We start from the raw sequence: 25205 nt of genomic DNA, 5'->3' as shown, positions 1-25205 counted from the left end.
GACCAGCCGCGTGCCGGAGGCTCCCCGGCGGCGGGGGAGAGGGAAGGCACGGTCACACCGCCTTGATCGACAGGGCGTGGCTGAAGAGGTCCTGCGGGTCCCACTGGCCCTTGACCATCTGCAGCCGCCGGTAACCGCCCTTGAAGTACAGCTCGTGCCAGGGGATCCCGGAGGCGTTGAACCGGGTGTCGGCGAGGTCCGCGTCGGCGTAGTTGATGAAGCAGCCGTCGGTGTCCGCGTTGGGGGCGGGCACGCCGCCGGAGGAGGCGTACACGTCCTGGTAGAAGGAGCGGACCCAGTCCAGATGGGTGGCGTCCTCGGCGGGGTCGGTCCAGAAGCTCACGTAGTGCAGCTTCAGGATCGAGTCCCGTTGCGGGACGGCCGTGTCCGCCGCCGGTACGGCGTTGATACGACCGCCGTACGACGTGATCATGACCAGGGACGCGGGGTGCCCGTAGTCGGTGCGGGTCATGTGCTTCCAGAACGCCCTCAGGTTGGCGTCGGTGAAGCCGCGCCGCATGTAGGCGGACTTGCCCTTGAAGCGGGTGGTGGTGTCGGTGCCGGTGAAGCCGGGCCACTGGGTCACCGCGTGCAACCAGGAGATCTTGCGCCGGTCGTCCACTCGGTAGGAGAGGCCGGTGCCGTCGTTGACGGCGGCCAGGTAGGAGTCGAGCAGCTCGGCGGCGTTCGGTGCGGACGCGTCGATCTGCGTCGTCATGGAGAACGAACCGGCCGAGCGGTGCTGCGGTTTGAGCTGGCTGAAGAGCGTCGCGTACGGAGAGCCGGGAGCGCTGTTCGCCTCGTACCACTTGCCGAAGTTGCGCAGCAGACGGGTGAACGAGGCCTCGGTCATGTCGCTCCACGACCAGGTGACGTTCGAGATGAGGACCTCGGACGGCGGCTTGGGCAGCTGGTCGGCCGGGGCGGTGCCGGTGGCTCGGGGGGAGCGGAAGAAGTAGCGGGTGACCACGCCGAAGCTGCCGCCGCCGCCTCCGGTGTGGGCCCACCACAGCGCGCGGTGGGGATCCCCGGCCTCGCGGGTGGCGACCACCTTGGCCGCCTTGCCCGTCGAGTCGACGGTGACCACTTCCACCCCCCAGAGGTGGTCGACGATGAGGCCGTGCCGTCGGGACAGCGGGCCGTACCCGCCTCCGGCCACATGGCCCCCGACGCCAACGGTCGGGCAGCTTCCACCCGGCAGGGTGACGCCCCACCGGTGGTACAGGGCCCGGTAGGCGTCGCCCAGGCGGGCGCCCGGTTCGACGTAGAAGGCGCGCAGGCCCTCGTCGTACCCGATCGCGTTCAGACCGGACAGGTCGATCACCGTGCGGACGCGCTCGTTGCTGACGAAGTCCTCGTAGCAGTGCCCCCCGCTGCGGACGGCGAAGCCCTTGCCGCTCCTCACGGCCTGCTGGACGGCGTCCAGGACCTGGTCCGCCGTGTCGACCAGGTGGACGGTGTCCGGGGTGCCGACCCAGCGTTGGTTGCTTCCCCAGGTGAGGTCGCGATAGCGCGGGTCGGAGGGCGGGACGGTGACGGGAGAGGACGTGCTCTTCGGGTACGCGGTGGCGGGCGCAGAGGACCCGGCGCCCGCCGCCGGGGCGGCGGCGACGGCGGGCAGGACGGCCGTCGCGCCACCCACCAGCGCGGCATTCCTGACGAATCGGCGACGTGAATGGCCTGGCATGGCGATGTGCTCCTTCTTCGGGTTCATGGCGGGCGGGGTGAGGGCGTGCGAAGCGCGGGAGCAACGGGCGTGGGGGGCGTGCTCCGCTGCCCCGTAGGGGCGTTGGGCCGGGGTGCGGCGGGTCAACCCGCGTGGCGCCGGACGAGCCCCTCGACGATGAATCCCAATGCGTCCGAGAAGTAGCGCTTGGTCTCGTGCAGGAAGTAGCGGGTCTGCTCGGCCTTCTCGACCCCGGCCGCAGAAAGGGTGATGCGCAGGGTCAGGGTGGGCAGACCGGACGCGTCCGTGCCGAGTTCATTGACGATCTGCTCGATGCAGGGGTCGTTGACCGGCTGGAAGATCACCCGCTCGCGCTCCTCGAAGGTCACGCGCTCCTGGATCCGTTCCGCGTCGCGCACGGTGATCTCGCGGAGGAAGCCGTCGTCATGGCGTTCCAGGACGCGGCAGTCCGTCACCGCCGGCACGTAGGGACTGGGGTTCTCCGCCTTGTGGACCAGTCCTTCCCAGACCTGGTCGGCATCCGGCCGGACGGGGTTCTCACCCGGTCCGGCGACGGGGAGGGTCCAACTGTAAATGGCCATGGGGCACTGCCTTCCTGATCCGTGGGACGGCTTGAAGTCTGGCGGGTCCGCAGTGTCGGGACATCGCATGAACGTGCGATCTATCGGCGCTTCCCGGCCATGGACGGCGTGCTCCTCCCGCGCGCGTTCCCCATGCCGCAGGGCGGATTTCCAGCCGTCACAAGACTGTTGGACCCTCCTTGCGGGCCTCTCTCGCACGTTAATCTGAACTGAACGATCCAGAGTGTGGTAGCTTGCAAATGCATCTGCAGCAGGGGTTTTGATTACTTGACACCCCTATAGTGGAATGAGTGTTCAGTTATGGGTACCGTTTCAGTGGGCGGCTCGCCCCGTGAGGTGTCGACCCCGGAACGTCCCGGGGTGGCCTTCGCGGTCCTGGGGGCGGTGCAGATCACCCTGATCGCGACGATCACCGTGATCACGGTTGCCCTTCCGGCGATCCAGCGGGACCTGGGGCTGACCGACACCGACCTCGTCTTCGCCACCTCCGCCTACAGCCTGTCGTTCGGAGGGTTGTTGGTCCTCGGGGGCAGGCTCGCGGACCAACTCGGTCACCGGGCCGTGTTCCTCGCCGGGGTGGTCGTCTTCGGACTGGCTTCGCTCGTCGCCGCGATTGCCGGAACCCTGTGGGTCCTGGTGGCGGCGCGGTTCGCTCAGGGGGTGGGCGCTGCCCTCGCGGCCCCCGCCGCCATGGCCCTGCTCGGCTCGGTCTTCCCGGACCCGGCGCGCCGCACCCGGGCGCTGGCGGTTTGGGGGGTGCTGGCCAGCATCGGCGCCAGCACCGGCAACATCCTGTCGGGAGTGATCCTGTCCTGGGTCCAGTGGCGCTGGGTCTTCGTGGCCCCGGGAGTGGTCTCCACGGCGATCCTCCTGTGCGTGCCCCTGCTCCCGAAGGGGCCTGCACGCAGGTCCGAACGGCTCGACGTGCCGGGTGCCCTGCTCATCACGGCCGGACTGACGGCGCTGATCTTCGGTCTGGGAGAGTCGGACGCCGTCTGGACGGGAGTCGGCGTTCTGGTGCTGGTCCTGTTCGCGATCGTCCAGAGCCGCTCGTCGCGACCGCTGGTCCCGCCCGCGCTGCTCGCGTCCTCCCGAAGGCTCGCGGCGCTGCTCGCCATCGGCCTGACGGCAGCCGCGATGGCGACGTACTTCTTCCTGCTGGCACTCTTCTTCCAGAAGGCCCTGGGGTATTCGCCGCTGCGCACGTCGGCGGCATTCCTCCCGCCCGTCCTCGCGGTGCTGTTCACCGCGGCGGTCGGCGGTCGGGCGGCCCGCCGGTTCGGCGCCGGCGTGCTGACGGTCGTCGGACTGGCCACGGGGGCGGCAGGGATGGGACTGCTGAGCACGGTCGACGCCGACTCCGCCTACTGGGGCCTGCTCGTCGTCGGGGTCACGCTCTTCCCGGTCGGGGCGGGCTTCACCTTCTCCGGTGCGACCGTGTGGGCGGTGCAGGGCACGCGGCCCGAGGAGGCCGGCCTCGTCGGCGGGGTCGTGAACACGGCGATGGAGATCGGGCCGCCGGTCGGCCTCGCCGTCCTCGTGCCGCTCGCCGTCGTCCACGGCGCAACGGAGGCGAGCGGATACGGCTTCGCCTTCGGGTGGGCCGCCGCCGCCCTCGCCGTCACCGCTCTCGTCGTCCTGCTCCGGCACCGGGCGGGGGCCGCGCGGAGCGCCGCGCACGGCTGAGGGGCGGGGGCGCGTCGCGCGCGTCCGCTCCGGAGGCTTCCCGCCCGGTCGGGGCTCCGGGTATCACCACGAACCGCAATGTCACGCATTTTTCCGCACATCCGTGCGATATCACCGAGAAAGAGGGTTCATCATGAGTGCACGCTTCACCGACAAGGTCGTCCTCGTCACCGGCGCGGGCGGCGTCCTGGGACGGACCGCGGCGCTGTCCTTCGCCAAGGAGGGGGCGACCGTCGTCGCGGCCGACCTCAACCAGGAAGCCGTCAACGAGACGGTCAAGCTGATCGAGGCCGAGGGCGGTACGGCCTCCGGCGTCGTCGTCGACGTCACCGACTCCGAGAGCGTCAAGGCGCTCGTGGACACCGCGGTCTCCCGCCACGGCGGCCTGCACGTCGCCTTCAACAACGCGGGCATCCTCGGCGGCGGCACGCCGGTCGGCGAGCACGACGAGGACGTGTGGAACAAGGTGCTGTCCGTCAACCTCACGGGCGTCTTCCTCGCCCTGAAGCACGAGACCGCCCACATGGCGGCCAACGGCGGCGGCGTCATCGTCAACACCGCCTCCAACCTGGGCGCCCACTGGCGTCTGGCGGGCATGAGCGCCTACTCGACGTCCAAGGCAGGCGTCAGCTTCCTCACCCGCACCGCCGCGCTCGAGTACATCCAGCAGGGCGTGCGCATCAACTCCATCAGCCCCGGCCCGATCGACACCCCGATGTCCTACCTCCCGGGTGAGACCCGCGAGCAGCGTGATGCCCGCCTCGCCCCGACCGTGCCGCTGGGTCGGGTCGCCGACCCGCAGGAGATCGCCAACGCCGTTCTGTGGTTGGCGTCGGAGGAGTCCAGCTACGTCGTCGGCCACGACCACGTGATCGACGGCGGTGCCACCGCCTGACGTCGGAGTACGCAGGGCGCGACAGAGCGCCACGAGGAGGGGGTCGCGCACGTCGCGGCTCCCTCCTCGGGCTTTCGCGTCCGGAGGCGCGCCGTCGACGGTTCCGGTCGGTGCCGACCTCTTGTCATCCGGTGGACGTGTGGGGCCCGCCCGGGCGTGACGGAAACCATGGGCGCAGCTTTTCTTGAGACCTGACGAACTCTGTCCGGACCTGGCGGACTTCGCACGAGCTGATGAAGTCCTCCGAACCTCGTCGATTCCGCCGGACCTGATCCTTCCCGTCTGTCATGAGGTCTCTGCCCATACCTGACACGACGCCCGGGACTTGATGTCCTCTCGTGTTCCTGACGCAATTCAACGTTCCTGACAGAAGGCTTCACGGCTGACATCGTCTGCGATGCCTGACATTCTTCGGGGTGAATGACGATGTCCTTCGTTCTGGTTTGCCGTCGGCGGTGTCGGCAGAGCACCCTTCTTCCTGTAGTCGTTCGGAGAAGAAGCGGATGATCCTGCACCTCAGGGGGTGTGATGGTTCGTCCCCACTCTGTGAAGCAGTGACACGGGAAGCGATTCGATGCAGACGCTCAAGGCGACGAGGGGGACCCGTCCGGAAAGAAACCGGTCGGGCTGGGATTCGCTGACACCGGCCGAATTGCAGGTGGCTCGCCTGGTGGCGATGGGGTTGAGCAATCGTGCGGTGGCTGAGGAGCTGACGGTTTCTCCGCATACGGTCAACACGCATGTGAGGAACGCATTTGTGAAACTCGACGTATCCACTCGGGTTCAGCTCACGAGGCATGTGCTGTTCCACGACTCGCAGGTTTTCTGATCGCCCTCCCCCATTGAACGAAAGGACCTGAATTTTCATGTGCGGACTGGCCGGATGGGTGGGTTACGACCGCGATCTCAGCGGATCGACCGGCACGGCCTCGGCGATGACCGAGACCATGACGTGCCGGGGCCCCGACGAGGGCGGTCTCTGGACGTCGAGGCACGCGGTGCTCGGCCACCGCCGACTCGCGGTCATCGACCTCGAGGGCGGTCGCCAGCCCATGGCCGCCGGGGACGACGGCGGCCTCCCCGTCATCACGTACACGGGCGAGGTCTACAACTTCCAGGAGCTCCGCGAGGAGCTGGCCGCGCTGGGCCACGAGTTCCGCACCTCCAGCGACACCGAGGTGGTCCTCCGGGCCTACCTCGAATGGGGTGCCTCGTTCGCCGAACGCCTCAACGGCATCTACGCCTTCGCCATCTGGGACCCGCGCACCGAGGAACTCCTCCTGGTCCGCGACCGGATGGGCGTCAAGCCGCTCTACTACTACCCGACCGAAGACGGAGTGATCTTCGGCTCTGAACCCAAGGCCATCCTCGCCCACGACGAGGTGGAGGCGGTCGTCGACGCCGACGGGTTGCGAGAGGTGTTCAGCATTGTCAAGACGCCGGGACAGGCGGTGTTCAAGGGCATGCACGAGGTGCTTCCGGCGACGGTCGTCCGCTTCTCGCGCCAGGGCTCCGACACCCTCACGTACTGGAAGCTGGAGGCCCGCGAGCACACCGACGACCTGCCGGCGACGGTGGCACGCGTGCGCTCCCTGCTGGAGGACATCGTCGACCGACAGCTCGTCGCCGACGTCACCGTCGGCACCCTGCTCTCCGGCGGACTGGACTCCAGCGCCGTCACCGCGCTCGCTGCCGCCGCTCGCGCCCGACGGGGCGTCACCGAACCGATCCGCGCCTTCTCCGTCGACTTCGTGGGACACGAGCAGCGCTTCGAGTCCAATGTGCAGTGGGAGGACCCGGACACCCCGTTCGCCGTCGAAGTCGCCGAGCGGGTCGGTGCCGAACACATCATCGTCGAGCTGGAGAACGACGACGTCCTCGACCCCGACGTCCGGGCCGCGGTGCTGCGGGCCCAGGACCTCCCGGTCTCCACCGGGGACATGGAGTACTCCCTGTACCTGCTCTGCCGTGCCCTCAAGGAGCGGATGACGGTGGCGCTCTCGGGAGAGGCGGCCGACGAACTCTTCGGCGGCTACACCTGGTTCCACGACAAGGAAGCCGTCGAGCTCGACGGCTTCCCCTGGCACCACCCCTTCGAGAAGGCGGGCGGCATCGGCGCGCTGCGCGACATCGGCCTGTGGGACCGTCTCGACCTCACCGACTACGTCAAGCGGCGCTACGACGAGGCGCTGGCGGAAGTGCCCAGGTTGCCCGGTGAGAGCGGCCTCGAAGCCCGCATGCGCGAGCTGACCTACCTCAACATCACCCGGTGGGAGAACTTCCTGCTGGACCGCAAGGACCGGATCAGCATGGCCGTCAGCCTGGAGGTCCGGGTCCCCTTCACCGACCACCGACTGGTCGACTACGTCTACAACACGCCCTGGGCCATGAAGAACTTCGACGGCCGGGAGAAGAGCCTGCTGCGCGAGGCGATGCGCGGACTCCTCCCCGATTCGGTCCTGGACCGCAAGAAGAACCCCTACCCCTCCACCCAGGACCGGTCCTACGAAATCGCCCTGCGCAAGGCCGTCGAGGAGATCCTCACCGAGGACGCCCCGGTGTACCGCATCGTGTCCGAGCAGGACGTGCGCCGCCTGCTCGACCGACCCGTGGGCTCCTTCGGCGTCGGCGGCCCCTGGAGCGCCCGCGCAGTCCTGGAGCGCCTGATCGAGTTCAACACCTGGGTCACCGACTACGACGTCCGCATCGAACTCTGACCTCGGCACGCGCCCTCCGGCGCAGCCCCCACCACCGCCACACTTCGCGCCACCACCGCCACACTTCGCGCCGCCGGCGCCGGCCCGTCCGCCGGTGCCGGGCCACCCCCGCACCACACGCACGCCTACTTCCCCGACGCCGTCCCGTGACGGTGGACCAGCCTATCCACGTGGGGTTCCCGTGACCGACATCTCCTCGCACCTGCGCACCCTGCCTGCCCTCCAACAACCCGAGTGGTCCGACGAACAGCACCTCTCCCGGGTCCGCAACGAGTTGGCGCACATGCCGCCGCTGGTCGACGCCGAGGCCGTGCACCGGCTGAGCGAACTCCTGATGGAGGCCGCCGCCGGACACGTCCAGATCGTCCAGGCGGGAGACTGCGCCGAAGACCCGGCCGAGTGCAATCCTTCGGACATCGCGCGCAAGACCGCCCTGCTGGACCTGTTGGCGGGCACCATGAAACTGACCTCGCTCACACCGGTCCTCCGGGTGGGGCGACTGGCCGGACAGTTCGGCAAGCCACGCTCCCGACCCACCGAGATCGTCGCCGGCCGTGAACTGCCCGTCTACCGGGGCCACATGGTCAACCGACCGGAACCCGACCCCGAGGAGCGCCGTGCCAACCCGGCGCACCTGCTCTCCGGTTACCGCGCGGCCAGTGACGCCATGCACCACCTCGGCTGGCGCACCCCCCGGCGTCACCGACTCGAACTGCCCGTCTGGACCAGCCACGAAGCCCTGCTCCTCGACTACGAACTGCCGCTGCTGCGTCGTGAGCCCGACGGCTCCCTGCTGCTGACCTCCACCCACTGGCCCTGGGTGGGAGAGCGGACCCGTCAGGTCGACGGTGCGCACGTCGGACTCCTCGCCGCCGTCAGCAATCCGGTCGCCTGCAAGGTCGGCCCCGGCATGTCCGTCGACGAACTCCTCGCCCTCTGCGAGAAGCTCGACCCCGAGCGACGCCCCGGGCGACTCACCCTCATCGCCCGGATGGGCGAGGCAGCCGCCGCCGAGCGACTGCCGGAGCTGGTCCGGTCCGTGGCCTCGGCAGGCCACCCCGTCCTCTGGCTGAGCGACCCCATGCACGGCAACACCGTCGGCGGACCGAGCGGACTGAAGACCCGGTTCCTGGAGACCGTGGTACGGGAGATCGAGAGCTTCCAGCAGGCGGTCCGCGAGAACGGCGGCACTGCCGCGGGCCTTCACCTGGAGACCACGCCCGAGACGGTCACCGAGTGCGTGCCCAACGCCTCCTACCTCGACCGCGTCGGCGAGAAGTACCTGAGCTTCTGCGACCCGCGGCTCAACCCCGCACAGGCGGTCGAGGTGGTCTCGGCCTGGCGGGGCTGACCGGGAGCCCCGGCCCGGCAGCGGGCGCACCGAACACACCGCACGTCCCCGTACGGAGGAAGCATGGAAGGCAGGACAGCCCTGGTCACCGGGGCGGCCGGAGGCATCGGCGAAGCGGTGGCACGCACCCTCGCGGAGCAAGGGGCGAGGGTCGCCGCCCTGGACCGGGACGCGGACCGCCTCGCGCGGGTCGTGGACCGGCTGACGGCCCGGGGTCTGCGGGTCACCGCCGTCCCGGCCGACGTCACGTCGAGCGAGGACGTCGAGCGCGCCGTCGCAGTCGTCGAAGACACCGTCGGACCGGTCGACGCACTGGTCAACGCGGCGGGCGTGCTGCGGCTCGGCGAGGCCCGTACGTTCACCGACCGGGACTGGGCCGACACCTTCGCGGTCAACGCCACGGGCGTGTTCCACGTCTCCCGGGCGGTGGTGGACCGCATGGTGACGCGCGGCGGCGGCGCCGTCGTCACGGTCGCCTCCAACGCGGCTGCCACCGCACGTACCGAGATGGCCGCGTACGCCGCGTCCAAGGCGGCGGCGACCGCCTTCACCAAGTGCCTGGGCCTGGAGGTGGCCCGCCACGGGATCCGCTGCAACGTGGTCGCCCCCGGTTCCACGGACACCCCGATGCTGCGCGGCATGCACGAGGGCGACACCGCCGTGCGCACATCGGTGGCCGGAACGCCTTCGGCCTTCAAGGTCGGCATCCCTCTCGGCAAGCCAGCGCTTCCCGAGGACATCGCCCGAGCGGTCGCCTTCCTGCTGTCGGACGGGGCCGGTCACATCACGCTGCACAGCCTGACCGTGGACGGCGGGGCGACGCTCGGTGTCCAGTGAGGAGAAGACGGTGACCCGGTCCACCTCGGGCATCCCGCCCATCGGGGCCTATCCCATGCCCGCCCAAGGGGCCCTGCCGCACGGTCCGGCCTCCTGGAGCCCGGACCCGCGCCGGGCCGTCCTGCTCGTCCACGACATGCAGCGCTACTTCCTGCGGCCGTTCGCCCGGAGCGAGTCCCCGGGCGGACCGCTGGTGCGCAACGCGACGCTGCTGCGCGAACGGTGCGCCGAGGCCGGGGTCCCGGTGGCGTACACCGCGCAGCCCGGCGACATGACCGTCGAAGAGCGCGGTCTGCTGGCCGACTTCTGGGGGCCCGGCATGCGCACCACCCCCGAGGACCGTCAGGTGGTGGACGAGCTGGCCCCCGCGCCCGGGGACTGGACGTTCACCAAGTGGCGCTACAGCGCCTTCGCCCGCACCGACCTGTTGGAGCGGATGCGCGCCGCGGGCCGGGACCAGCTCCTCGTCTGCGGCGTCTACGCCCACGTCGGCGTGCTGATGACGGCGGTGGACGCCTACACCCATGACATCCAGCCCTTCCTGGCCGCCGACGCGGTGGCCGACTTCTCCGCCGCCCACCACCGCTCGGCCCTGATCTCCGCGGCGGAACTCTGCGCCCGGGTGGCCACCACCAAACAACTGCTGACCGAACTGGAGGAAACACGGTGACGGTTCAGGACCGGGCAGCCCCGAACGGGGCCGACCCGCTGGCCCCACTGCTCGACGGGGAACCACCCGCCTTCGCCCTCCTGTACCGACCGCACTCCACCGGTGCCGGAACCGTCGACCTCCTCTTCGGCGACGTCACCGAGTGCGCCTCGCTGGCCGCGGTCCCGCTGCCGGACGGCTGGGGAGACGACGAGGACCGCGGCGGGGCGGGGAACGGTGCGAAGGCCCCGGACCCCCGGGACCGTACGGACGACCCCGGGGCGCGGCGCGGCGCGGGGACTCCGTCCGCACGCGGCGCCGGGCGCTCCCCGGACCCGCACGATCCGAACGCGCCCCGCGCCGCCGGCGACCGGCACGACGTCCTCGTCCTGGTGCCCTACCGGCAGCTCGCCGAGCGAGGCTTCGCCGCCGTCGACGACGGCGAACCCCTGCTCGCCCTCCAGGTGCGCCAGCAGCACGCCCTGCCGCTCGACGAGGTGCTGTGCAGGCTGCCCGACCGGTCCGTCTCCCTGACGGACGGCCGTTTCGAGCCGGACGACGACGCCTACGCCGCCGTGGTGCGCCGGGTGGTCGCCGACGAGATCGGCACCGGCGAGGGCGCCAACTTCGTCGTCAGGCGGTCCTTCACCGCCGACATCAGCGGCTACACCCCGACCACCGCACTGACGTTCTTCCGGCGCCTGCTGGAACGCGAGACCGGTGCCTACTGGACCTTCCTGGTCCACACCGGTGCCCGTACCTTCGTCGGTGCGACGCCCGAGCGGCACGTCAGCCTGAGCGACGGCACCGCCGTGATGAACCCCATCAGCGGGACCTATCGCTATCCGGCCGACGGCCCCACCCTCAGCGGCGTGCTCGACTTCCTCGACGACCCCAAGGAGATCGACGAGCTGTACATGGTCGTCGACGAGGAACTGAAGATGATGGCCCGGATCTGCGAGACCGGCGGCCGGGTGACCGGGCCCCACCTCAAGGAAATGGCGAGGCTCGCCCACACCGAGTACTTCATCGAGGGCCGCACGACCCGTGACCCGCGCGAGATCCTGCGCGAGACGCTGTTCGCGCCGACCGTCACCGGCTCCCCGCTGGAGAGCGCGGCCAAGGTCATCAGCCGGTACGAGCCGGAAGGGCGCGGCTACTACAGCGGGGTCGCCGCCCTCGTCGGGCGGGACGCCTCCGGCGGCCCCGCCATGGACTCAGCCATCCTCATTCGGGCCGCCGACATCGACGGGTCCGGCAGGCTGAGGATCGGCGTCGGGGCGACGCTGGTGCGCCACTCCGACCCCGCGTCCGAGGTCGCCGAGACCCGGGCGAAGGCGGCCGGGCTGCTCGCGGCGCTGGACGGCCCCGCCACCCCCCGGCTCGCCACCGCACCGCAGGTCCTTCGTGCGCTCGGCCGCCGCAACGAGACCATCGCGGACTTCTGGCTGAGCGGGGCGGGCGGGGAGGCCGAAGCACCGGTGGCCGGACTCGGGGGTCGCAGCGTGCTGGTCGTGGACGCGGAGGACACCTTCACCTCCATGATCGGACACCAGCTCACTTCGCTCGGCCTCACGGTGACGGTGCGGCGCTTCGACGAGCCGTACGACACCGACGCCCATGACCTGGTCGTCATGGGCCCCGGCCCCGGCGACCCGCGTGCCACCGACGATCCCAAGATCGCCCACCTGCGGACCACCGTGGGCCGACTGCTGCGGGACCGAAGGCCGTTCGTGGCGGTCTGCCTGAGCCATCAGGTGCTGGCCGCCCACCTCGGACTCCCCGTGGTCCGGCGGGAGGTGCCCAACCAGGGCGTGCAGCGCGAGATCGACCTCTTCGGGCAGCGCGAACGCGTCGGCTTCTACAACACCTTCGCCGCGCGCGCCGACTCCGACAAGACCGAGCACCCGGGGCGCGGAGTCGTCGAGATCTGCCGGGATCCCGAGAACGGCGAGGTGCACGCCCTGCGCGGCGACGGCTTCGCCTCCGTGCAGTTCCACCCCGAGTCGGTGCTCTCCCAGCACGGCAGGGCGATCACCGCCTCCCTGATGACGGAGGTGCTGGGCTCGTGCACGCGGTGATCGTGTGGTGGGACCTGGCAGGTTCCGGGCAGACGGTGGAGTCCCTGCGGTCCTTCCTACGGGACGAGGCCGTGGACCGGTTCGCCGAGGTCGCCGGCCTGCGGTTGAAGTTCTGGATCTCGGACGCCGCACAACAGCGCTGGGGGGCGGTGCTCCTGTGGGAGTCGGCCGAGGCCGCCGCCGCACCGATGGCTCCCAGGGCGGCCGAACTCATCGGCCGCCCACCGGCGACCGTCCTCTCCTTCGACGTCGAAGCCACCGTCGAGGGGCTGTTCACCACCGCGGCCCTCGCCGGCCACGGCCTCGCGCTGGAGGGCGACGGACGATGACCGGGTGCCGTGCGACACCCCGCTCGACGTACCGGTGACGCTGCGCGGCATCGAGGGCGTCCGACGGAAGGCGCCCGACCGGGTCACGGCCGCCGAGGGCCCGGGAGCCCGTCGGAGCGCACCGCAAGCGGTCCGGGCCGGACCGCTGTTTGTCCGGCCGTTCCGGAAGCAGCCCCGACCGTCTGGCGGCGCGTCCACCGGATCGCCCTTGCCGCTCGGGCCGCACGCCGCCGGGGGCGTCCTCGACGCCCCCGGCGCGCACGGTCGACACCTCCCGGTGCCCACGACGGACCGCGGCGGCTGGACCCCACCGCCGCGTCCGCCCGACCACCGACCACGACGACGCGTCCGCACACCGCGGCGCCACGTCGTCCTCCGCACGACAAGGAAGGAACTGGAACCCATCATGGCGAGGATCATCGTCGTCGGAGGTGGCATCGGCGGACTGGCCGCCGCGCTGAGCGCCGAACGACAAGGGCACGAGGTCGTCGTGCTGGAGCGCCGCCGCGCCTTCGAGGAACTGGGTGCCGGCATCCAGCTCGGCCCCAATGCCTTCTGGGCGTTGGACCGCCTCGGCGTGGGAACGGACGTCCGCGACAAGGCCGTGTTCATCGACGAGCTGCGCCTCATGGACGGAGTGTCCGGCAAGCGCATGGCCCACATGCCGCTCACCGGTGCCTACCGGGCGCGGTTCGGCAACCCGTACGCCGTCGTGCACCGCGGAGACCTGTACGAGCCGCTGCTGAGGGCCTGTCGCGAGGCCGCCCGCGTCGAACTGGTCGCCGGAGCCTCCGTGACCGGCTACGCGCAGGACGTCACCGGCGCCACGGTCACCCTCGCCGACGGCACCGCGGTCACCGGCGACGCACTGATCGGCGCGGATGGCATCCGCTCGGTGATCCGGGCCCAGCTCGTCGGCGACGGAGAGCCCCGCGTCTCCGGTCACACCATCTACCGCTCCGTCATACCGATGGAGCAGGTGCCCGAGGACCTCCGCTGGAACACGGTGACCCTGTGGGCGGGGCCCAAGTGGCACTTCGTCCACTACACCATCGGCGGCGGCAAGTACCTGAACCTCGCGGTCACGCGCGACGACGGTGCGACCGTCGCCGTCGCGGGGGAGCCCGTCGAACGCGACCGCGTACTGGCCGAGTTCGACGAAGTGGGCGGCACTCCCCGCCGTCTGTTGGAGCTCGGCCAGGGCTGGCGGACCTGGGTCCTGTGCGACCGCGACCCGGTCGGCGACTGGACCGACGGCCGGGTCGCGCTGCTCGGTGACGCCGCCCACCCGATGCTCCAGTACGCCGCCCAGGGCGCCTGCATGGCCCTGGAGGACGCCGTCGTGCTCGGTGGGTTCCTCCAGGGCTGCGGCACCGGGGAAATCGTCCCGCGCCTGGGACGGTACGCCGCCGAACGCCACGACCGCACGGCGAAGGCACAGCTCGTCGCCCGAGAGATGGGGCGACGGCTCTACCACGCCTCCGGCCGGGAGGCCGAGGAACGCAACGCCATGATGGCCGCCTTCTCGGAGACCGAACTGTACGAGAAGGTCGACTGGTTGCACGGCTTCGCGCCCCCGGTCGGCCCGATCGCCGGAGCGGTCCGTTGAGCAGGCTGCGCTGGCTGACCGCGGGGGAGTCCCACGGTCCGGCACTGGTGGCGACGTTGGAGGGTCTTCCGGCCGGGGTCCCGGTGTCCACCGGACTCGTGGCGGACCATCTCGCACGGCGGCGCCTGGGCCACGGGCGCGGCGCGCGGATGGTGTTCGAGCGGGACGAGGTGGCGTTCCTCGGCGGGGTGCGGCACGGCCTGACGCTGGGCTCCCCGGTCGCCGTGCGCGTGGGGAACACGGAGTGGCCGAAGTGGGAGCGGGTGATGTCGGCCGACCCGGTGGCTCCCCCCGCGGGCCCGGAAACGGGGCGCGGCGCGCCGCTGACCCGGCCCCGTCCGGGCCACGCCGACCTCGCGGGGATGCAGAAGTACGGCTTCGAGGAGGCCCGTCCGATCCTGGAGCGGGCGAGCGCCCGGGAGACGGCAGCCCGGGTGGCACTCGGTGCGGTGGCCCGTTCCTTCCTGGCGGAGACCGTCGGGATCGAGGTCGTCTCCCACGTGGTGGAGTTGGCGACCGTGCGTGCCCCGTACGGGGTGGTGCCGGTCCCCGGGGACGTGGAACGCCTGGATGCCGACCCGGTGCGCTGCCTGGACGCCGAGGCGTCGAAGGCGATGGTCGCGGAGATCGACCGGGCGCACAAGGACGGCGACACCCTGGGCGGCGTGGTGGAGGTCTTGGCGTACGGTGTCCCGGTCGGCCTGGGGGCGCATGTGCAGGGGGACCGTCGACTGGACGCCCGGCTCGCCGCCGCGTTGATGGGGATCCAGGCGATCAAGGGCGTCGAAGTGGGCGACGGATTCGACCTCGCCCGGGTGCCGGGTTCCCGGGCGCACGACGAGATCGTCCGCACCGAAGCGGGCATTCGACGGGCCTCGGGACGCTCGGGCGGTACGGAGGGCGGTCTGAGCACCGGGGAGACGCTGCGGGTGAGGGCGGCCATGAAACCGATCGCGACCGTCCCGCGTGCCCTGGCCACGGTGGACGTGGCGACGGGCGAGGCCGCGCGGGCCCACCATCAGCGTTCCGACGTGTGCGCGGTCCCGGCGGCCGGGATCGTCGCGGAGGCGATGGTGGCGCTGGTCCTCGCGGACGCGGTGGTGGAGAAGTTCGGTGGCGACGGCGTCCCCGAGACGCGGCGCAACGTCCGCTCGTACCTCGATCATCTGCCCGTCCGGTGACCGCCGTCCCGCCGTGAACCGCCGCCACCGGGCCTGCACCGGCCCCGTCCGGCGACGGGCGCGGTCGGTGCGGCCCGGCACCCCGATGCTCCGGTGCCGTCACGTGCCGGGGGGGTGCGTCGAACCGATCGTCCGGCGCACCTCCGTCGGGCGCTTCGGCGCGCCCGTGCTCCGGTCGTATTCGAAGCGGAGGGGCCGTGGTGGCCCCGGTTCGATGGTTCGGATACTCCTCGCAGGCGGTCACCCTCGGTTACTATGCTGACTTCGTGCCGGAAGCCGGAAGCAAGGGGCGCGGCACCATCGACGATGTGCTCGGGGGCGGGAGACCGGCTCGCCGGCCGAAACTCCTCCCACCTTTCCCGACGCCGTCGACCGGTGATTCCTTCCTGTATGTCTCAGAGAAGTCGTACATGGATTGCAAGGTTGAAGAGATGGGTGACCTGGGAAAGTGTTGAAAGAGGTCGTAGCGACCCGCTATGTCACGCCCTTGCGTGAGGGCGGTTCGCTCCCCGGGATCGTCGAGGCCGACGACCTCGGCACGTACGTCATGAAGTTGTCTACCTGGCGGCGCTGGCCTGTATGGATGCAGCTGTACTCGCCCCTGATCTGCGCGGATGAGTCTTTCAGCGTCTTTCGGGATCGTGCGGCGTTACGCGGCCGGTTCTCCCCACGCGCTCCCCAGGGCCCTCGATACTCCCCAGATTCTCCCCAGGAAGTGCCGTTGTGGCGGGCCTGGTGGCACGGGGCGTCATGCCACTGAAGGCGCTGTCATGGGCACGTTGAGTGACTTCCTGCGGGGGCAGGGCGGGAGCCTGGCGCTGAGCGGATGAGCGCAAGGCGTGAGTCTGACTCTGCCTGAGCACGCTCAAGTTCGAGCGCGCCGTCGGAAGCCGACCTCTTTCCGATGACCCAGCACGTAGAGTGCGTCGCGATCCTTGAGCCCGCCGAAAAGGACCGCCGACCTGGGGTTTCTCCGAGTGTGCGTTATGGGCGTTACGTGCGTTAGGTGCGATATCTTGACGCATATTCGACGCACGTGACGCACGTTTGACGCACGAACGGCGTACGTTCTGATGGGCCGTCACCTCTGCTCGGCGGCTGCTGGGCGGAGCTCTTGCCTGTGTGACGGATGGGGATTTTGAAGCGGCTGGAGCACGGGTTCGAGCTGTTGGGCACCGGAGCCCCATCCGTCTCTCGGTAGTGACGTTCCGTGAAGCCAGGTTGGGTCTCCGGTGAGGCCGCCTCAGAGCCCGAGACCGTCAGCTCGCGGTTCGGGGACGCCCATCAGCCGTAGGTGTGCGCTTGGAGAGACCGAGCCCTTCACGCGGGCTATTGCGGAGTCGCTTCACGCGGCTGCTTCGCGTCGGGACTGTCCTGGAGACATGTGCCAGATCCAGCGCGTAGTGCGCTTGCCGACTCCGTATGCCGCAACGGCGCCCGGGCGTTCGGTTCGGTTCGGTTCCCATACTTCGACGGGTGCACCGGCGCGCGGCGCCGGGGGCTGAGAAAGGCCGCGGCCGTCTTACCGCCGCGGCCTCGGGTCTCGTAGGCGGTCAGGACGCCCTGAACAGCTCGTTCTGGCGGTCGACGTACGGCTGGAAAAGTGCTGCGGGCCAGTTCGGGTCGATGTCCGAGACGCGCTCGATCACCTTCCACACGCCGTCCCGGCGCTCGAAGCGATCCTGGTAAGTGCCGCTCGACACCACCCCTTCGCCGTCCTGCTTCCAGTTGACGCGCCAGCGCCATGACACGGTGGCGACGTCCCCCGCGCCGGTGATCTCGAACCATCCGACCTCGTGGAACCACTTCTCCAGCGGGAACACGCTGTGCGCGTAGTCGTAGAGGTTCTTCAGCTCGTCGCGGCCAGTGAAGGTCTGGCTGCGCAGGTCGTGAACGGTGAAGGTGGCCTCGGGCCAGTACAGGTCCACGTACTTGTCGGCGGATTCGCGGCTCGCGTCGTTGTCGATGCAGCGCTGGTGGAGTGTGAGCTGTTCGAAGATCTCGAACCGGTCCGTGGCGGTGAGGGGCCTTGGCTCTGTCATGTGCTTGCTCTTTCAGATCGAGGGGTTGCCGGGTTGAGCCGAGGTGGTCGGCGTCACAGGGCTGCGCACGCTTCGTCGCGGGTCACCGCCTTCCCGAGCGCCCCGTACTCGTGGAGGTCGCCGAAGACCTCGATGCGGATCGACTCGTCGATGCCCCCGACCTTGACGGGGTCGAAGCCCGCGGCCGTGATCAGTTCGGCCACCACCCGGCCGGCTGTGTCGTCATCGGTCGCGTAGAAGCCGACTGCGCGTTCGGGCGCCCTGCGGGAGGCGGAGGTCAGGCTTCCGGCCGAGAGGGTGCCGAACGCCTTGACGAGCTTGGCGCCTTCTGGGAGGAGGTCTGCCAGGAGCTGGCCGGAGGATTCTCCGGCTCCGATGGTCCTGACGAAGCCGCCGGCACCGTCTGGTGCGATCGGGTTGGACGGGTCGACCAGGATCTTGCCGGACATTTTGCCGCCGTACCGGGTGATGAACTCCTTGATCGTGTCCAGCCAGACGGCGAAGACGATCACGTCTGCTTGCTCCATCACCTGCTCTACCGTCAGCGGCGTGGCGTGGCTGCCCAGCGAAGTGGCGAGGGACTGCGCGGCCTTGAGGTCGCTGCCAGCGATCAGGACGTCTTCGCCGCCCTGGACGAGGTTCGCGGCCAGTCGGCCGCCGATGTTGCCGGTGCCGATGATGGCTGTGGTCATGAGAGGCGTTCCTTCGGTACGGGACGAGGCGGGGTGTCGGGGTTGAGCCAGCGGCGTAGCACGCGGGTGACGGCGGGCATGGCCACGTAGGTCATCAGCACGCTGAACAGCAGGGCGAAGACGGCGGTTCGTGCCACCTGCGGCAGCACCGTCAAGAAGGGGGCGAGGTACACGCTGCCCAGCAGGGAGATCGGGAAGATTCCGATGGCGGAGCTCACCGCCGTCTTCCACCGGGGCGGAGGAGGCGCCGTCCCGCCGGGTTCGGCGAACCAGGCCTCAAGGCCGGCCAGTTCCCGGCGGGCGACCTCGTGGTGATGCTCCTGGTGTGTGAACAGCTTTTCTCTCACCGGAGACTTGAGCCAGCGCTCCAGCGCTTCGCGGTCCCGGAAACGGTGGACGACGAGCCAGGAGCCGCTGATATCCACCGGGCGGAAGAGGCCGCCGCCCAGGTTGCCGGGAATGGTGGCTGCTGCTGCCAGGACGTCCTGTGCCCACCGCTGAAACGCTTCCTCGTGGCCGTGCTCGACGATCCGGGCGGCGATCAGGGCCATGTCTCCGCGTGAACTGAGGACCGTGCTCTCGGCGGGGGCGTTCACGGGGCTCCTGATGGGATGTGATGGCGGGGCCACAGCCGTTGTTCAGGCGCGGGGTGCGGCGTGGACGTAGTGCTTGGTCTCCTGGAACTCCTCCAGGCCGCGCACTCCGTTCAGGCGGCCCACACCGGACTGCTTGAAGCCGCCCTCCTCGAACATGTCGTGAACGATCGCCCAGGTGTTGGTCCACACCGTCCCGGCCTCGATCTCGCGTCCCACACGCAGCGGACGGTCGACGTCGCGGGTCCAGATCGAGGCGGCCAGGCCGAACTCGGTGGCGTTGGCCCGGGTGACGGCCTCCGCCTCGGTGTCGAACACCTCGAAGGTGGCGACGGGTCCGAACACCTCCTGCTGCACGATCGGGGCGTTCAGGTCGGCGACCTCGACCAGAGAGGGCGAAAGGAACGCTCCGTCGCGTCGGCCGTGTACGAGGACCTTGGCGTACGCGGCAGCGTCGGCCACGACGCCCTCGACGCGCCGGGCATTGTGCTCGTCGATGAGCGGGCCCATCTCGCTGGCCGGATCGTCTCCGGGGCCGACCTTCACGGCCTGCAGCGAGGCGACCATGCGGCGCCGGAGCTCGTCCGCGATGCCGCTCTGGACCAGTATGCGACTGCCGGTCATGCAGAACTGGCCGGTGAAGGTGGTGATGGCCTTCGTGAGGACCGGGACGGCGGCGTCCAGGTCCGCGTCGTCGAAGACGATCATCGGGCTCTTGCCGCCGAGTTCCAGGGAGAGCGCCTTGAGGGTGGGCGCGGCGTTCGCGGCGATGAGGCGGCCCACCACGGTGGAGCCGGTGTAACTGATGACGTCCACATCCGGCGAGCTGATCAGCAGTGGCGCACCGTCGTTGCCCGACTCGGTGAAGATGTTCACCACGCCCGCCGGGAGGCTCTCGGTCTGCGCGACGAGTTCGCTGAGCAGACCGTTGACGAGACCGGTCTGGCCCGGAAGCTTCATGACCACGGTACAGCCGGCGGCCAGGGCAGGGGCGAAGGAGCGGACGGCCAGGACGACGGGGGAGTTCCAGGGGGCGATGACGGCGGCGACCCCCGCGCCCTCGCGGAGCGTCATGGAGTAGAGGCCTGGACGGACCTCGGCCGAGCTGCCGTGGTCGCTCAGGGCGAGCGCGGCGTAGTAGCGGAGCTTGGGGATCGTGAGATCGATCTCGAAGGCGGCCTCTTCGAGGATCTTGCCGTTCTCACGGGCGAGCATCGTGACGAACTCGTCACGGCGCTCGGCCAAGCGGTCGGCCATCTCGAAGAGCGCCCGGGCGCGCAGGTTGCGGTCACGCGACCAGCCGGTGGTGTCGAAGGCACGACGCGCGGCGGCGATCGCTGCTGTCGCCTCCTCCGCTCCTGCGTCGGCGAAGGTGCCGAGGACCGTGCCGGTGGAGGGGTTCAGGGACTCGGTCTGCTTGGCCGAGTCGACCCACTGGCCGTCGATGAAGTTGCGGGCGTGCTGCATGGTGATGGGTCCTTGCATGTGTGAGGTGCAGGCTCTGGCGTGGGGGAGCGTGCGGGCGGTTCCGGTGGGCGATGAGGTCCCGTCAGCGCGGGGCGGGGGTCCCACGAGCTCGGCGAGTAGAGCTGCTCGTCGGTCGACAACCCCGACTGCTTCGACATTACGGCGGTGTCTGCCTCGCGAAATCGGTCACGGTATCGGTCATGACGACGGGGGGGACCTGGGTGGGGTGCCCAGGCCGGCCCCGCCAGGGGGGGGCCGGCGACGGTGCGGGTCAGGCGATGCCGGCCAGGGACTTGCGCTCGGTCAGCAGAACCAGCTCCGCCAGCAGAGCCTTCAGGAGGCTCTCGGTGAAGTCGTCCCCGGCGAAGGTGCCGTCGGCGGCGAAGCGCTGGTGGGACTGGAAGACGGTGACCTCGGGATGGGCGACGACAGGAGTCTGGATGCGGTGGAGGATCTGGCGCAGGACCAGCTGGCCACGGGCGGTGCCGAACTGGGATGGGGAGGCGCCGAGGATGGCGGTCGGCTTCTCGCGCAGTACCGGGTCGCCGTCGGCGGGACGGGAGAGCCAGTCGAGGGCGTTCATGAGCACACCGGGGATGGCGGAGTTGTACTCGGGCGTGGCGATGATGACGCCGTCCGCCTCGCGTACGCGTCGGCGCAGATCTGCGACGGCGGCCGGTCCCGCCCCGTTCTCTAGGTCCTGGGTGAAGAAGGGGAGGGTGTCCAGGCCCTGGTAGAGGTCGATGGTGACGCCGGTCGGTGCGAGTGCCTGCAGGGCGCGCAGAAGGCCGGTGTTGTGGGAGGACCGGCGGAGGCTGCCGGAGATGGCGAGGAACGTCTTGACGGGCATTGAGGTGATCCGATCGGTGGTGCCTGGAGGTGGGAGCGGGCCCTGCGCTGATCGGCGGGGGCCCGTTCGGAAGAGAAGAGCTGGCCGGTGGCGGTGCGGCGGTGTCAGCGAGTGGCTCGGTACGCCTGCTTGACGAGGTTCGTGACCGCGTCGGGGCGGCTGACCATGACGGCGTGCGAGCCGTTGACCTCGGTGATACGGGCGCCGGCACGCTTGGCCATGAAGCGTTCCAGAGACGGGCCGATCGCCTGGTCGTTCCTGGCGACCAGAGCCCACGACGGGATGCCCTTCCACGCCGCGTTCTTGAGCGGCTGACCGAAAGCCTCCGCCGCGATCGGCCGCTGGGAGGCGGCCATCAGAGCGGATGTCGCGGCCGGGACGTCGGCCGCGAAGGCGGCGTGGAACCTGGCGGGATCGAGCATGACCTCGGTGGCGTTGGTGCCGTCGGGCCGGGTGAACGGGAAGGGCGCCGTGGGCAGGGGCGGGACCCCCGTGTCGGGATGCTGCTCCATCAGCCCGCCGAGCGACTCGCCTTTCTCCGGGATGAACGCGGCGATGTACACGAGTGCCTTGACGTCGGGGATGGCGGTGGCCGCGTTGGTGATGACGGCGCCGCCGTACGAATGGCCGACAAGGATCTTGGGGCCCTTGACGCTCTGGAGCTGGCTCTGCAGGTAGGCCGCGTCGTAGTCCGGGCCCCGCAGGGGGTTGGCCACCGCCCGTACCGTGAAGCCCTGGTCGCGCAGTCTGGCGGCGGTGCCGTTCCAGCCCGAGGCGTCGGCGAAGGCCCCGTGAACCAGGACGACGGTGGGCTTGGGCGCCGCCCTGTCCGCGCCGAGGTCCGCGTCGGAATCCGCGTCCGCGAATGCGAGGGGCAGGGAGGCCACGGAGGCGGCCGCCACGACGGCGGCTGCGGCGGCGAGGGCGACGGAGCGACGAGTCCGCTTCTGCTTGCTCACGTGATTCCTTATGGGGTGTGTGCGGCAAGAGCCGCATCGGAGTTGGCCGTGCGCCGGGTCAGCGCGATCGGCCCGGTCGTGTGGAGGCTGTGGACGGGCGGTGCGTCCGGCGGAACGCGCGGACGTGCTGTCATCGCCGTGGCGGTGCGGGGCATGGGTGCCGAGGCGGAGCCGCCTCGGTGCGGGCGATGACGATCCACAGGAGGGCCGAGCAGACCCAGGCGACCGAGCCGAACACGAGCGGGCCCGCTACGGTCCCCTCGCGGCCGGCGCCTGTCGCGGCGGCCGCCACGGCCGGGAGGAGCGCTGTCCACGCCAAAGGCCGGGGCATGCTCGGTCTGCTGCCGGGGCGCAGGAAGCGGTGGGCGGCACAGTAGCCCGCGCAGGCCAGGAGTGTTGCGCCGAACACGTCGCTCGGCCGGTGCCAGTACAGTGCCTGGACCGCTCCGGCGGTCAACGCGAGCCAGGCGGCACCGACGGCGGCGAGGGCGGGCCGCCAGCGCTCCGGGGCGACGAGCGCGACACCTGCGACGAGGGCGGCGGTGAGTGCCACGTGGCCGCTCGGAAAGCTCACCTCGACGAGGTTGTCGTCCGCCCCCACGAGGTCCGGGCGGATGAGGAGAACGTTCTTGAGCACCTGTGACGCGGCGATGGTGGCGAGGACGGTCACGATCGCCGTACAGCCGGCGAGCCAACGCCTCCGGGCGAGGGCGATGGAGGCGATCGCGGTCAGGCCCACGGCGATGGTCTCCAGGTCCTGGGTCAGCGGCGGCGGCCCCCAGGACTGGGAGGCGTCGGCCATCCACGCACCGTCGGCATAGCCGACCACCAGCGCGTTCTCCGCCCGCTGTCCGAACGGCGTCCATACCGCGACGAGGTAGACGGCAGCGAATGCCAGGAGAGGTACCGACACGGCCCCGACAGCGGCGACGAGGCCACGTGCGAAGGCTGCGGGCGGGAAGGTGGCGGTCTTGCACGGTCGTGCCATGGTGGTTTCCGGATTCGCTGGTGGGGCTGCTCCGCGGTGGTGTCGAGGAGCAGCCCGGGAGGTGGGGAACGGTCGCCTGCGGGCGGAGCGGACCCGCCCTCGCGCGTGGGGATCGGCCGTCACCGGCTCTGGGTCCGGGCGGCCAGAAGCCGGGCTCGCTCGTCGCGCTCGGCGACGGTGCGGGCGCGGTTCCTGCGCATCTGGTGCAGCGCTCTGGTACGGGCTTCGACGCCGAGACGGTCGAGGTAGAGGGTGCCGTTGGTGTGGTCTGTCTCGTGCTGGAGGCAGCGTGCCAGCAGGCCGGTGCCATGGACGGTGACGGCGTTTCCCTCCCAGTCCTGCCCGTGCACGGTGGCCTCCGTCAGGCGCCTCAGCTCCTGCTGGGCGCCGGGGACGGACAGGCAGCCTTCACCACGCGTACTCCAGACGTCACCGACGAGCCGGAGCTCGGGGTTGAGGACGTGGCCGATACGCCGAGTGCCTTCCTCGTCCGGGCAGTCGTAGACGAAGAGCCTGAGGTCGACGCCCACCTGGTTGGCCGCCAGACCGGCTCCGTGAGCGGCGTGCATCGTGAAGTACATGTCCCGCAGCAGTCGGGCCAGATACGGCGTCCCGAACTCCACCACGTCGGCACATCGCCGGTGAAGCACCGGATCGCCGGTCTCGGTGATCGGCTGGTAAGCACCGCCCAGCGCCTCTGGCGGCAGCGAACGGTCGACGGCTGAGCGCTTGAACGGGGAGCTGGGCATGCGTATGGGGCCTTCTGACACTGGGGGAATCCGCTGGATTGGAGCGGGACGGCGTGCGATCGTTCATGCGTTGTGGTGTGCCGGGTGACGGCTACGCGTGGTGGGTGAGGACGGCTTTGACCGCAATGCCGGCCTGGACGTCGGCGACGGCCTGGTTGATCTCGGCCAGCGGGTAGGTGCTGATGAGGCGGTCCAAGGGGAAGCGGCCCTGGCGGTGCAGATCCAGCAGGCGGGGGATGAGGACGCCCGGGGCCTGGTGGCCCATCACGGAACCCGTGACGGTGCGGCCCTTGAGGAGTTCGAAGGCGTTCGCGTTGAGGTCGGCGTCCAAGGCGGCCACTCCCAGGACGGCGGCTGTGCCGAGCGGCGCGAGGACCGCGACGGCGGTGTTCATCACGGGAATGACACCCGTTGACTCCACGCTGTAGTCCACCCCGCGGCCGTTCGTGAGGTCCATGACGGCCTGGGCGGCGTCAGCGGTCGCGGCGTCCACCACGTCGGTGGCGCCCAGCTCCTTGGCGAGCAGGAGTCGTTCGGGCTTGCGGTCGACCGCGATGACGCGGGTGGCGCCCGCTGCGACGGCGGCCATCAGGGCGGCCAGGCCGACGGTGCCGAGACCGAAGACCGCCACCGTGCTCGCGGCCCGGACCTGGAGGGAGTTGAGGACCGCTCCTGCGCCGGTGATGATCCCGCAGCCGAGCGGGGCCAGCGTGCTCGGCGGCAGGCTGTCGTCGGCGATCCTGACCAGACTCCTGGGGTGCGCCAGGCCGTGCGAGGCGAAGGAGGACTGGCCGAAGAAGTGGTCGTGGACGGGGCGGCCCGCCGCGTCACGCAGGCCGACCGTGCCGTCCGGGCGGCGGGCGTGGAAGTTGAGCGGGATGTGCTGCTCGCAGTAGGCGGGCTGGCCGGCCAGGCAGTTGCGGCAGGCGCCGCACGAGTCCAGGCTCAGTACGACGCGGTCGCCGGGTGCGAAACCGGTCACGGCCGCGCCGACCGCCTCTACGGTGCCGGCACCCTCATGTCCCAGGACGACCGGGTGCGGGGTGGGAAGGTGGCCTGCTGCCGCCTCCAGATCCGTGTGGCAGATTCCGACGGCCTCGTAGCGGACCAGGATCTCGTCCGGGCGCGGGTCGTCGAGCGTCAGTTCCTCGATGAGGAATTCCGAACCGGCGTTTCGGGACACGGCGGCGGTGACCGAGGTGGGCATGGCGATGTGCTCGCATTCTCAGGCTGAGGAGTGCGGTGCCGGTGTGAGTCCGGGG

22 protein-coding genes are annotated in these 25205 nt (G+C 70.4%); 11 read left to right on the top strand and 11 right to left on the bottom strand.

The features are described 5' to 3' along the window. Positions 1–52: 52 nt before the first annotated feature. The gene (locus ACFW2Y_RS16490) at positions 53–1687 is read right to left on the bottom strand and encodes an FAD-binding oxidoreductase (RefSeq protein WP_384878892.1); all 1635 of its coding nucleotides are present in this window, start codon (positions 1685–1687) and stop codon (positions 53–55) included. A gap of 122 nt (positions 1688–1809) precedes the next feature. Further along, positions 1810–2268: an SRPBCC family protein gene (locus ACFW2Y_RS16485; RefSeq protein ID WP_384878890.1), complete on the bottom strand. Its 459-nt coding sequence runs from the start codon at positions 2266–2268 to the stop codon at positions 1810–1812. 300 nt (positions 2269–2568) lie between these two features. On the opposite strand from ACFW2Y_RS16485, the gene ACFW2Y_RS16480 reads away from it, so the two are divergent. From ACFW2Y_RS16480 to aroC, 11 genes are all read left to right on the top strand, one after another. After that, a complete protein-coding gene (locus ACFW2Y_RS16480; RefSeq protein ID WP_384878888.1) occupies positions 2569–3954 on the top strand; it encodes an MFS transporter in 1386 nt (461 codons plus the stop codon). A gap of 133 nt (positions 3955–4087) precedes the next feature. Beyond that, entirely contained in the window at positions 4088–4849 is a 762-nt protein-coding gene (locus ACFW2Y_RS16475; protein WP_384878885.1) for an SDR family NAD(P)-dependent oxidoreductase, read from the top strand. Between the two features lie 574 nt (positions 4850–5423). After that, positions 5424–5678: a helix-turn-helix transcriptional regulator gene (locus tag ACFW2Y_RS16470; protein ID WP_384878882.1), complete on the top strand. Its 255-nt coding sequence runs from the start codon at positions 5424–5426 to the stop codon at positions 5676–5678. 37 nt (positions 5679–5715) lie between these two features. Next, complete coding sequence (gene asnB, locus ACFW2Y_RS16465; RefSeq protein ID WP_384878880.1) at positions 5716–7566, top strand: asparagine synthase (glutamine-hydrolyzing); 1851 nt, start codon at positions 5716–5718, stop codon at positions 7564–7566. A 181-nt stretch (positions 7567–7747) separates the two neighbouring features. Next, positions 7748–8917, top strand: coding sequence for a 3-deoxy-7-phosphoheptulonate synthase (locus tag ACFW2Y_RS16460; protein ID WP_384878878.1), 1170 nt, complete (start codon positions 7748–7750; stop codon positions 8915–8917). A gap of 63 nt (positions 8918–8980) precedes the next feature. Then, positions 8981–9754, top strand: a complete 774-nt coding sequence (locus ACFW2Y_RS16455; RefSeq protein WP_384878875.1) for a 2,3-dihydro-2,3-dihydroxybenzoate dehydrogenase — start codon at positions 8981–8983, stop codon at positions 9752–9754. A gap of 55 nt (positions 9755–9809) precedes the next feature. Continuing rightward, positions 9810–10424, top strand: a complete 615-nt coding sequence (locus tag ACFW2Y_RS16450) for an isochorismatase family protein (protein ID WP_384878895.1) — start codon at positions 9810–9812, stop codon at positions 10422–10424. After that, entirely contained in the window at positions 10421–12484 is a 2064-nt protein-coding gene (locus ACFW2Y_RS16445; protein WP_384878872.1) for an anthranilate synthase family protein, read from the top strand. The genes ACFW2Y_RS16450 and ACFW2Y_RS16445 overlap by 4 nt, the downstream gene beginning before the upstream one ends. Beyond that, positions 12472–12813 carry a hypothetical protein gene (locus tag ACFW2Y_RS16440; RefSeq protein WP_384878869.1) on the top strand — a complete coding sequence of 114 codons (342 nt, stop codon included), beginning with the start codon at positions 12472–12474 and terminating at the stop codon, positions 12811–12813. The genes ACFW2Y_RS16445 and ACFW2Y_RS16440 overlap by 13 nt, the downstream gene beginning before the upstream one ends. Before the next feature lie 406 nt (positions 12814–13219). After that, a complete protein-coding gene (locus tag ACFW2Y_RS16435; RefSeq protein ID WP_384878866.1) occupies positions 13220–14422 on the top strand; it encodes a 3-hydroxybenzoate 6-monooxygenase in 1203 nt (400 codons plus the stop codon). Beyond that, positions 14419–15603, top strand: a complete 1185-nt coding sequence (gene aroC, locus ACFW2Y_RS16430) for a chorismate synthase (protein ID WP_384878864.1) — start codon at positions 14419–14421, stop codon at positions 15601–15603. The genes ACFW2Y_RS16435 and aroC overlap by 4 nt, the downstream gene beginning before the upstream one ends. A gap of 1553 nt (positions 15604–17156) precedes the next feature. Here the strand turns inward: aroC and ACFW2Y_RS16425 are convergent. From ACFW2Y_RS16425 to ACFW2Y_RS16385, 9 genes are all read right to left on the bottom strand, one after another. Further along, entirely contained in the window at positions 17157–17645 is a 489-nt protein-coding gene (locus tag ACFW2Y_RS16425; RefSeq protein WP_384878862.1) for a nuclear transport factor 2 family protein, read from the bottom strand. 53 nt (positions 17646–17698) lie between these two features. After that, entirely contained in the window at positions 17699–18337 is a 639-nt protein-coding gene (locus ACFW2Y_RS16420) for an NADPH-dependent F420 reductase (protein WP_384878859.1), read from the bottom strand. After that, a complete protein-coding gene (locus ACFW2Y_RS16415; RefSeq protein ID WP_384878857.1) occupies positions 18334–18933 on the bottom strand; it encodes an antibiotic biosynthesis monooxygenase in 600 nt (199 codons plus the stop codon). Before ACFW2Y_RS16415 ends, ACFW2Y_RS16420 begins: the two co-directional genes overlap by 4 nt. Before the next feature lie 42 nt (positions 18934–18975). Continuing rightward, positions 18976–20397, bottom strand: coding sequence for an aldehyde dehydrogenase family protein (locus ACFW2Y_RS16410; protein WP_384878855.1), 1422 nt, complete (start codon positions 20395–20397; stop codon positions 18976–18978). 271 nt (positions 20398–20668) lie between these two features. After that, positions 20669–21247 carry an NADPH-dependent FMN reductase gene (locus tag ACFW2Y_RS16405; protein ID WP_384878852.1) on the bottom strand — a complete coding sequence of 193 codons (579 nt, stop codon included), beginning with the start codon at positions 21245–21247 and terminating at the stop codon, positions 20669–20671. Between the two features lie 104 nt (positions 21248–21351). Further along, complete coding sequence (locus tag ACFW2Y_RS16400; protein ID WP_384878850.1) at positions 21352–22206, bottom strand: alpha/beta fold hydrolase; 855 nt, start codon at positions 22204–22206, stop codon at positions 21352–21354. Positions 22207–22336: 130 nt separating this feature from the next. Continuing rightward, entirely contained in the window at positions 22337–23194 is an 858-nt protein-coding gene (locus ACFW2Y_RS16395) for a phosphatase PAP2 family protein (RefSeq protein WP_384878847.1), read from the bottom strand. Positions 23195–23313: 119 nt separating this feature from the next. Further along, entirely contained in the window at positions 23314–23943 is a 630-nt protein-coding gene (gene def / locus ACFW2Y_RS16390; RefSeq protein ID WP_384878844.1) for a peptide deformylase, read from the bottom strand. A 91-nt stretch (positions 23944–24034) separates the two neighbouring features. Beyond that, a complete protein-coding gene (locus ACFW2Y_RS16385) occupies positions 24035–25150 on the bottom strand; it encodes an NAD(P)-dependent alcohol dehydrogenase (protein ID WP_384878842.1) in 1116 nt (371 codons plus the stop codon). Between the last annotated feature and the right edge of the window lie 55 nt (positions 25151–25205).

The sequence above is a fragment of the Streptomyces sp. NPDC058877 genome, assembly GCF_042742855.1.
Taxonomy (GTDB): Bacteria; Actinomycetota; Actinomycetes; order Streptomycetales; family Streptomycetaceae; genus Streptomyces.
This window is presented reverse-complemented; position numbering and strand designations above follow the sequence as displayed.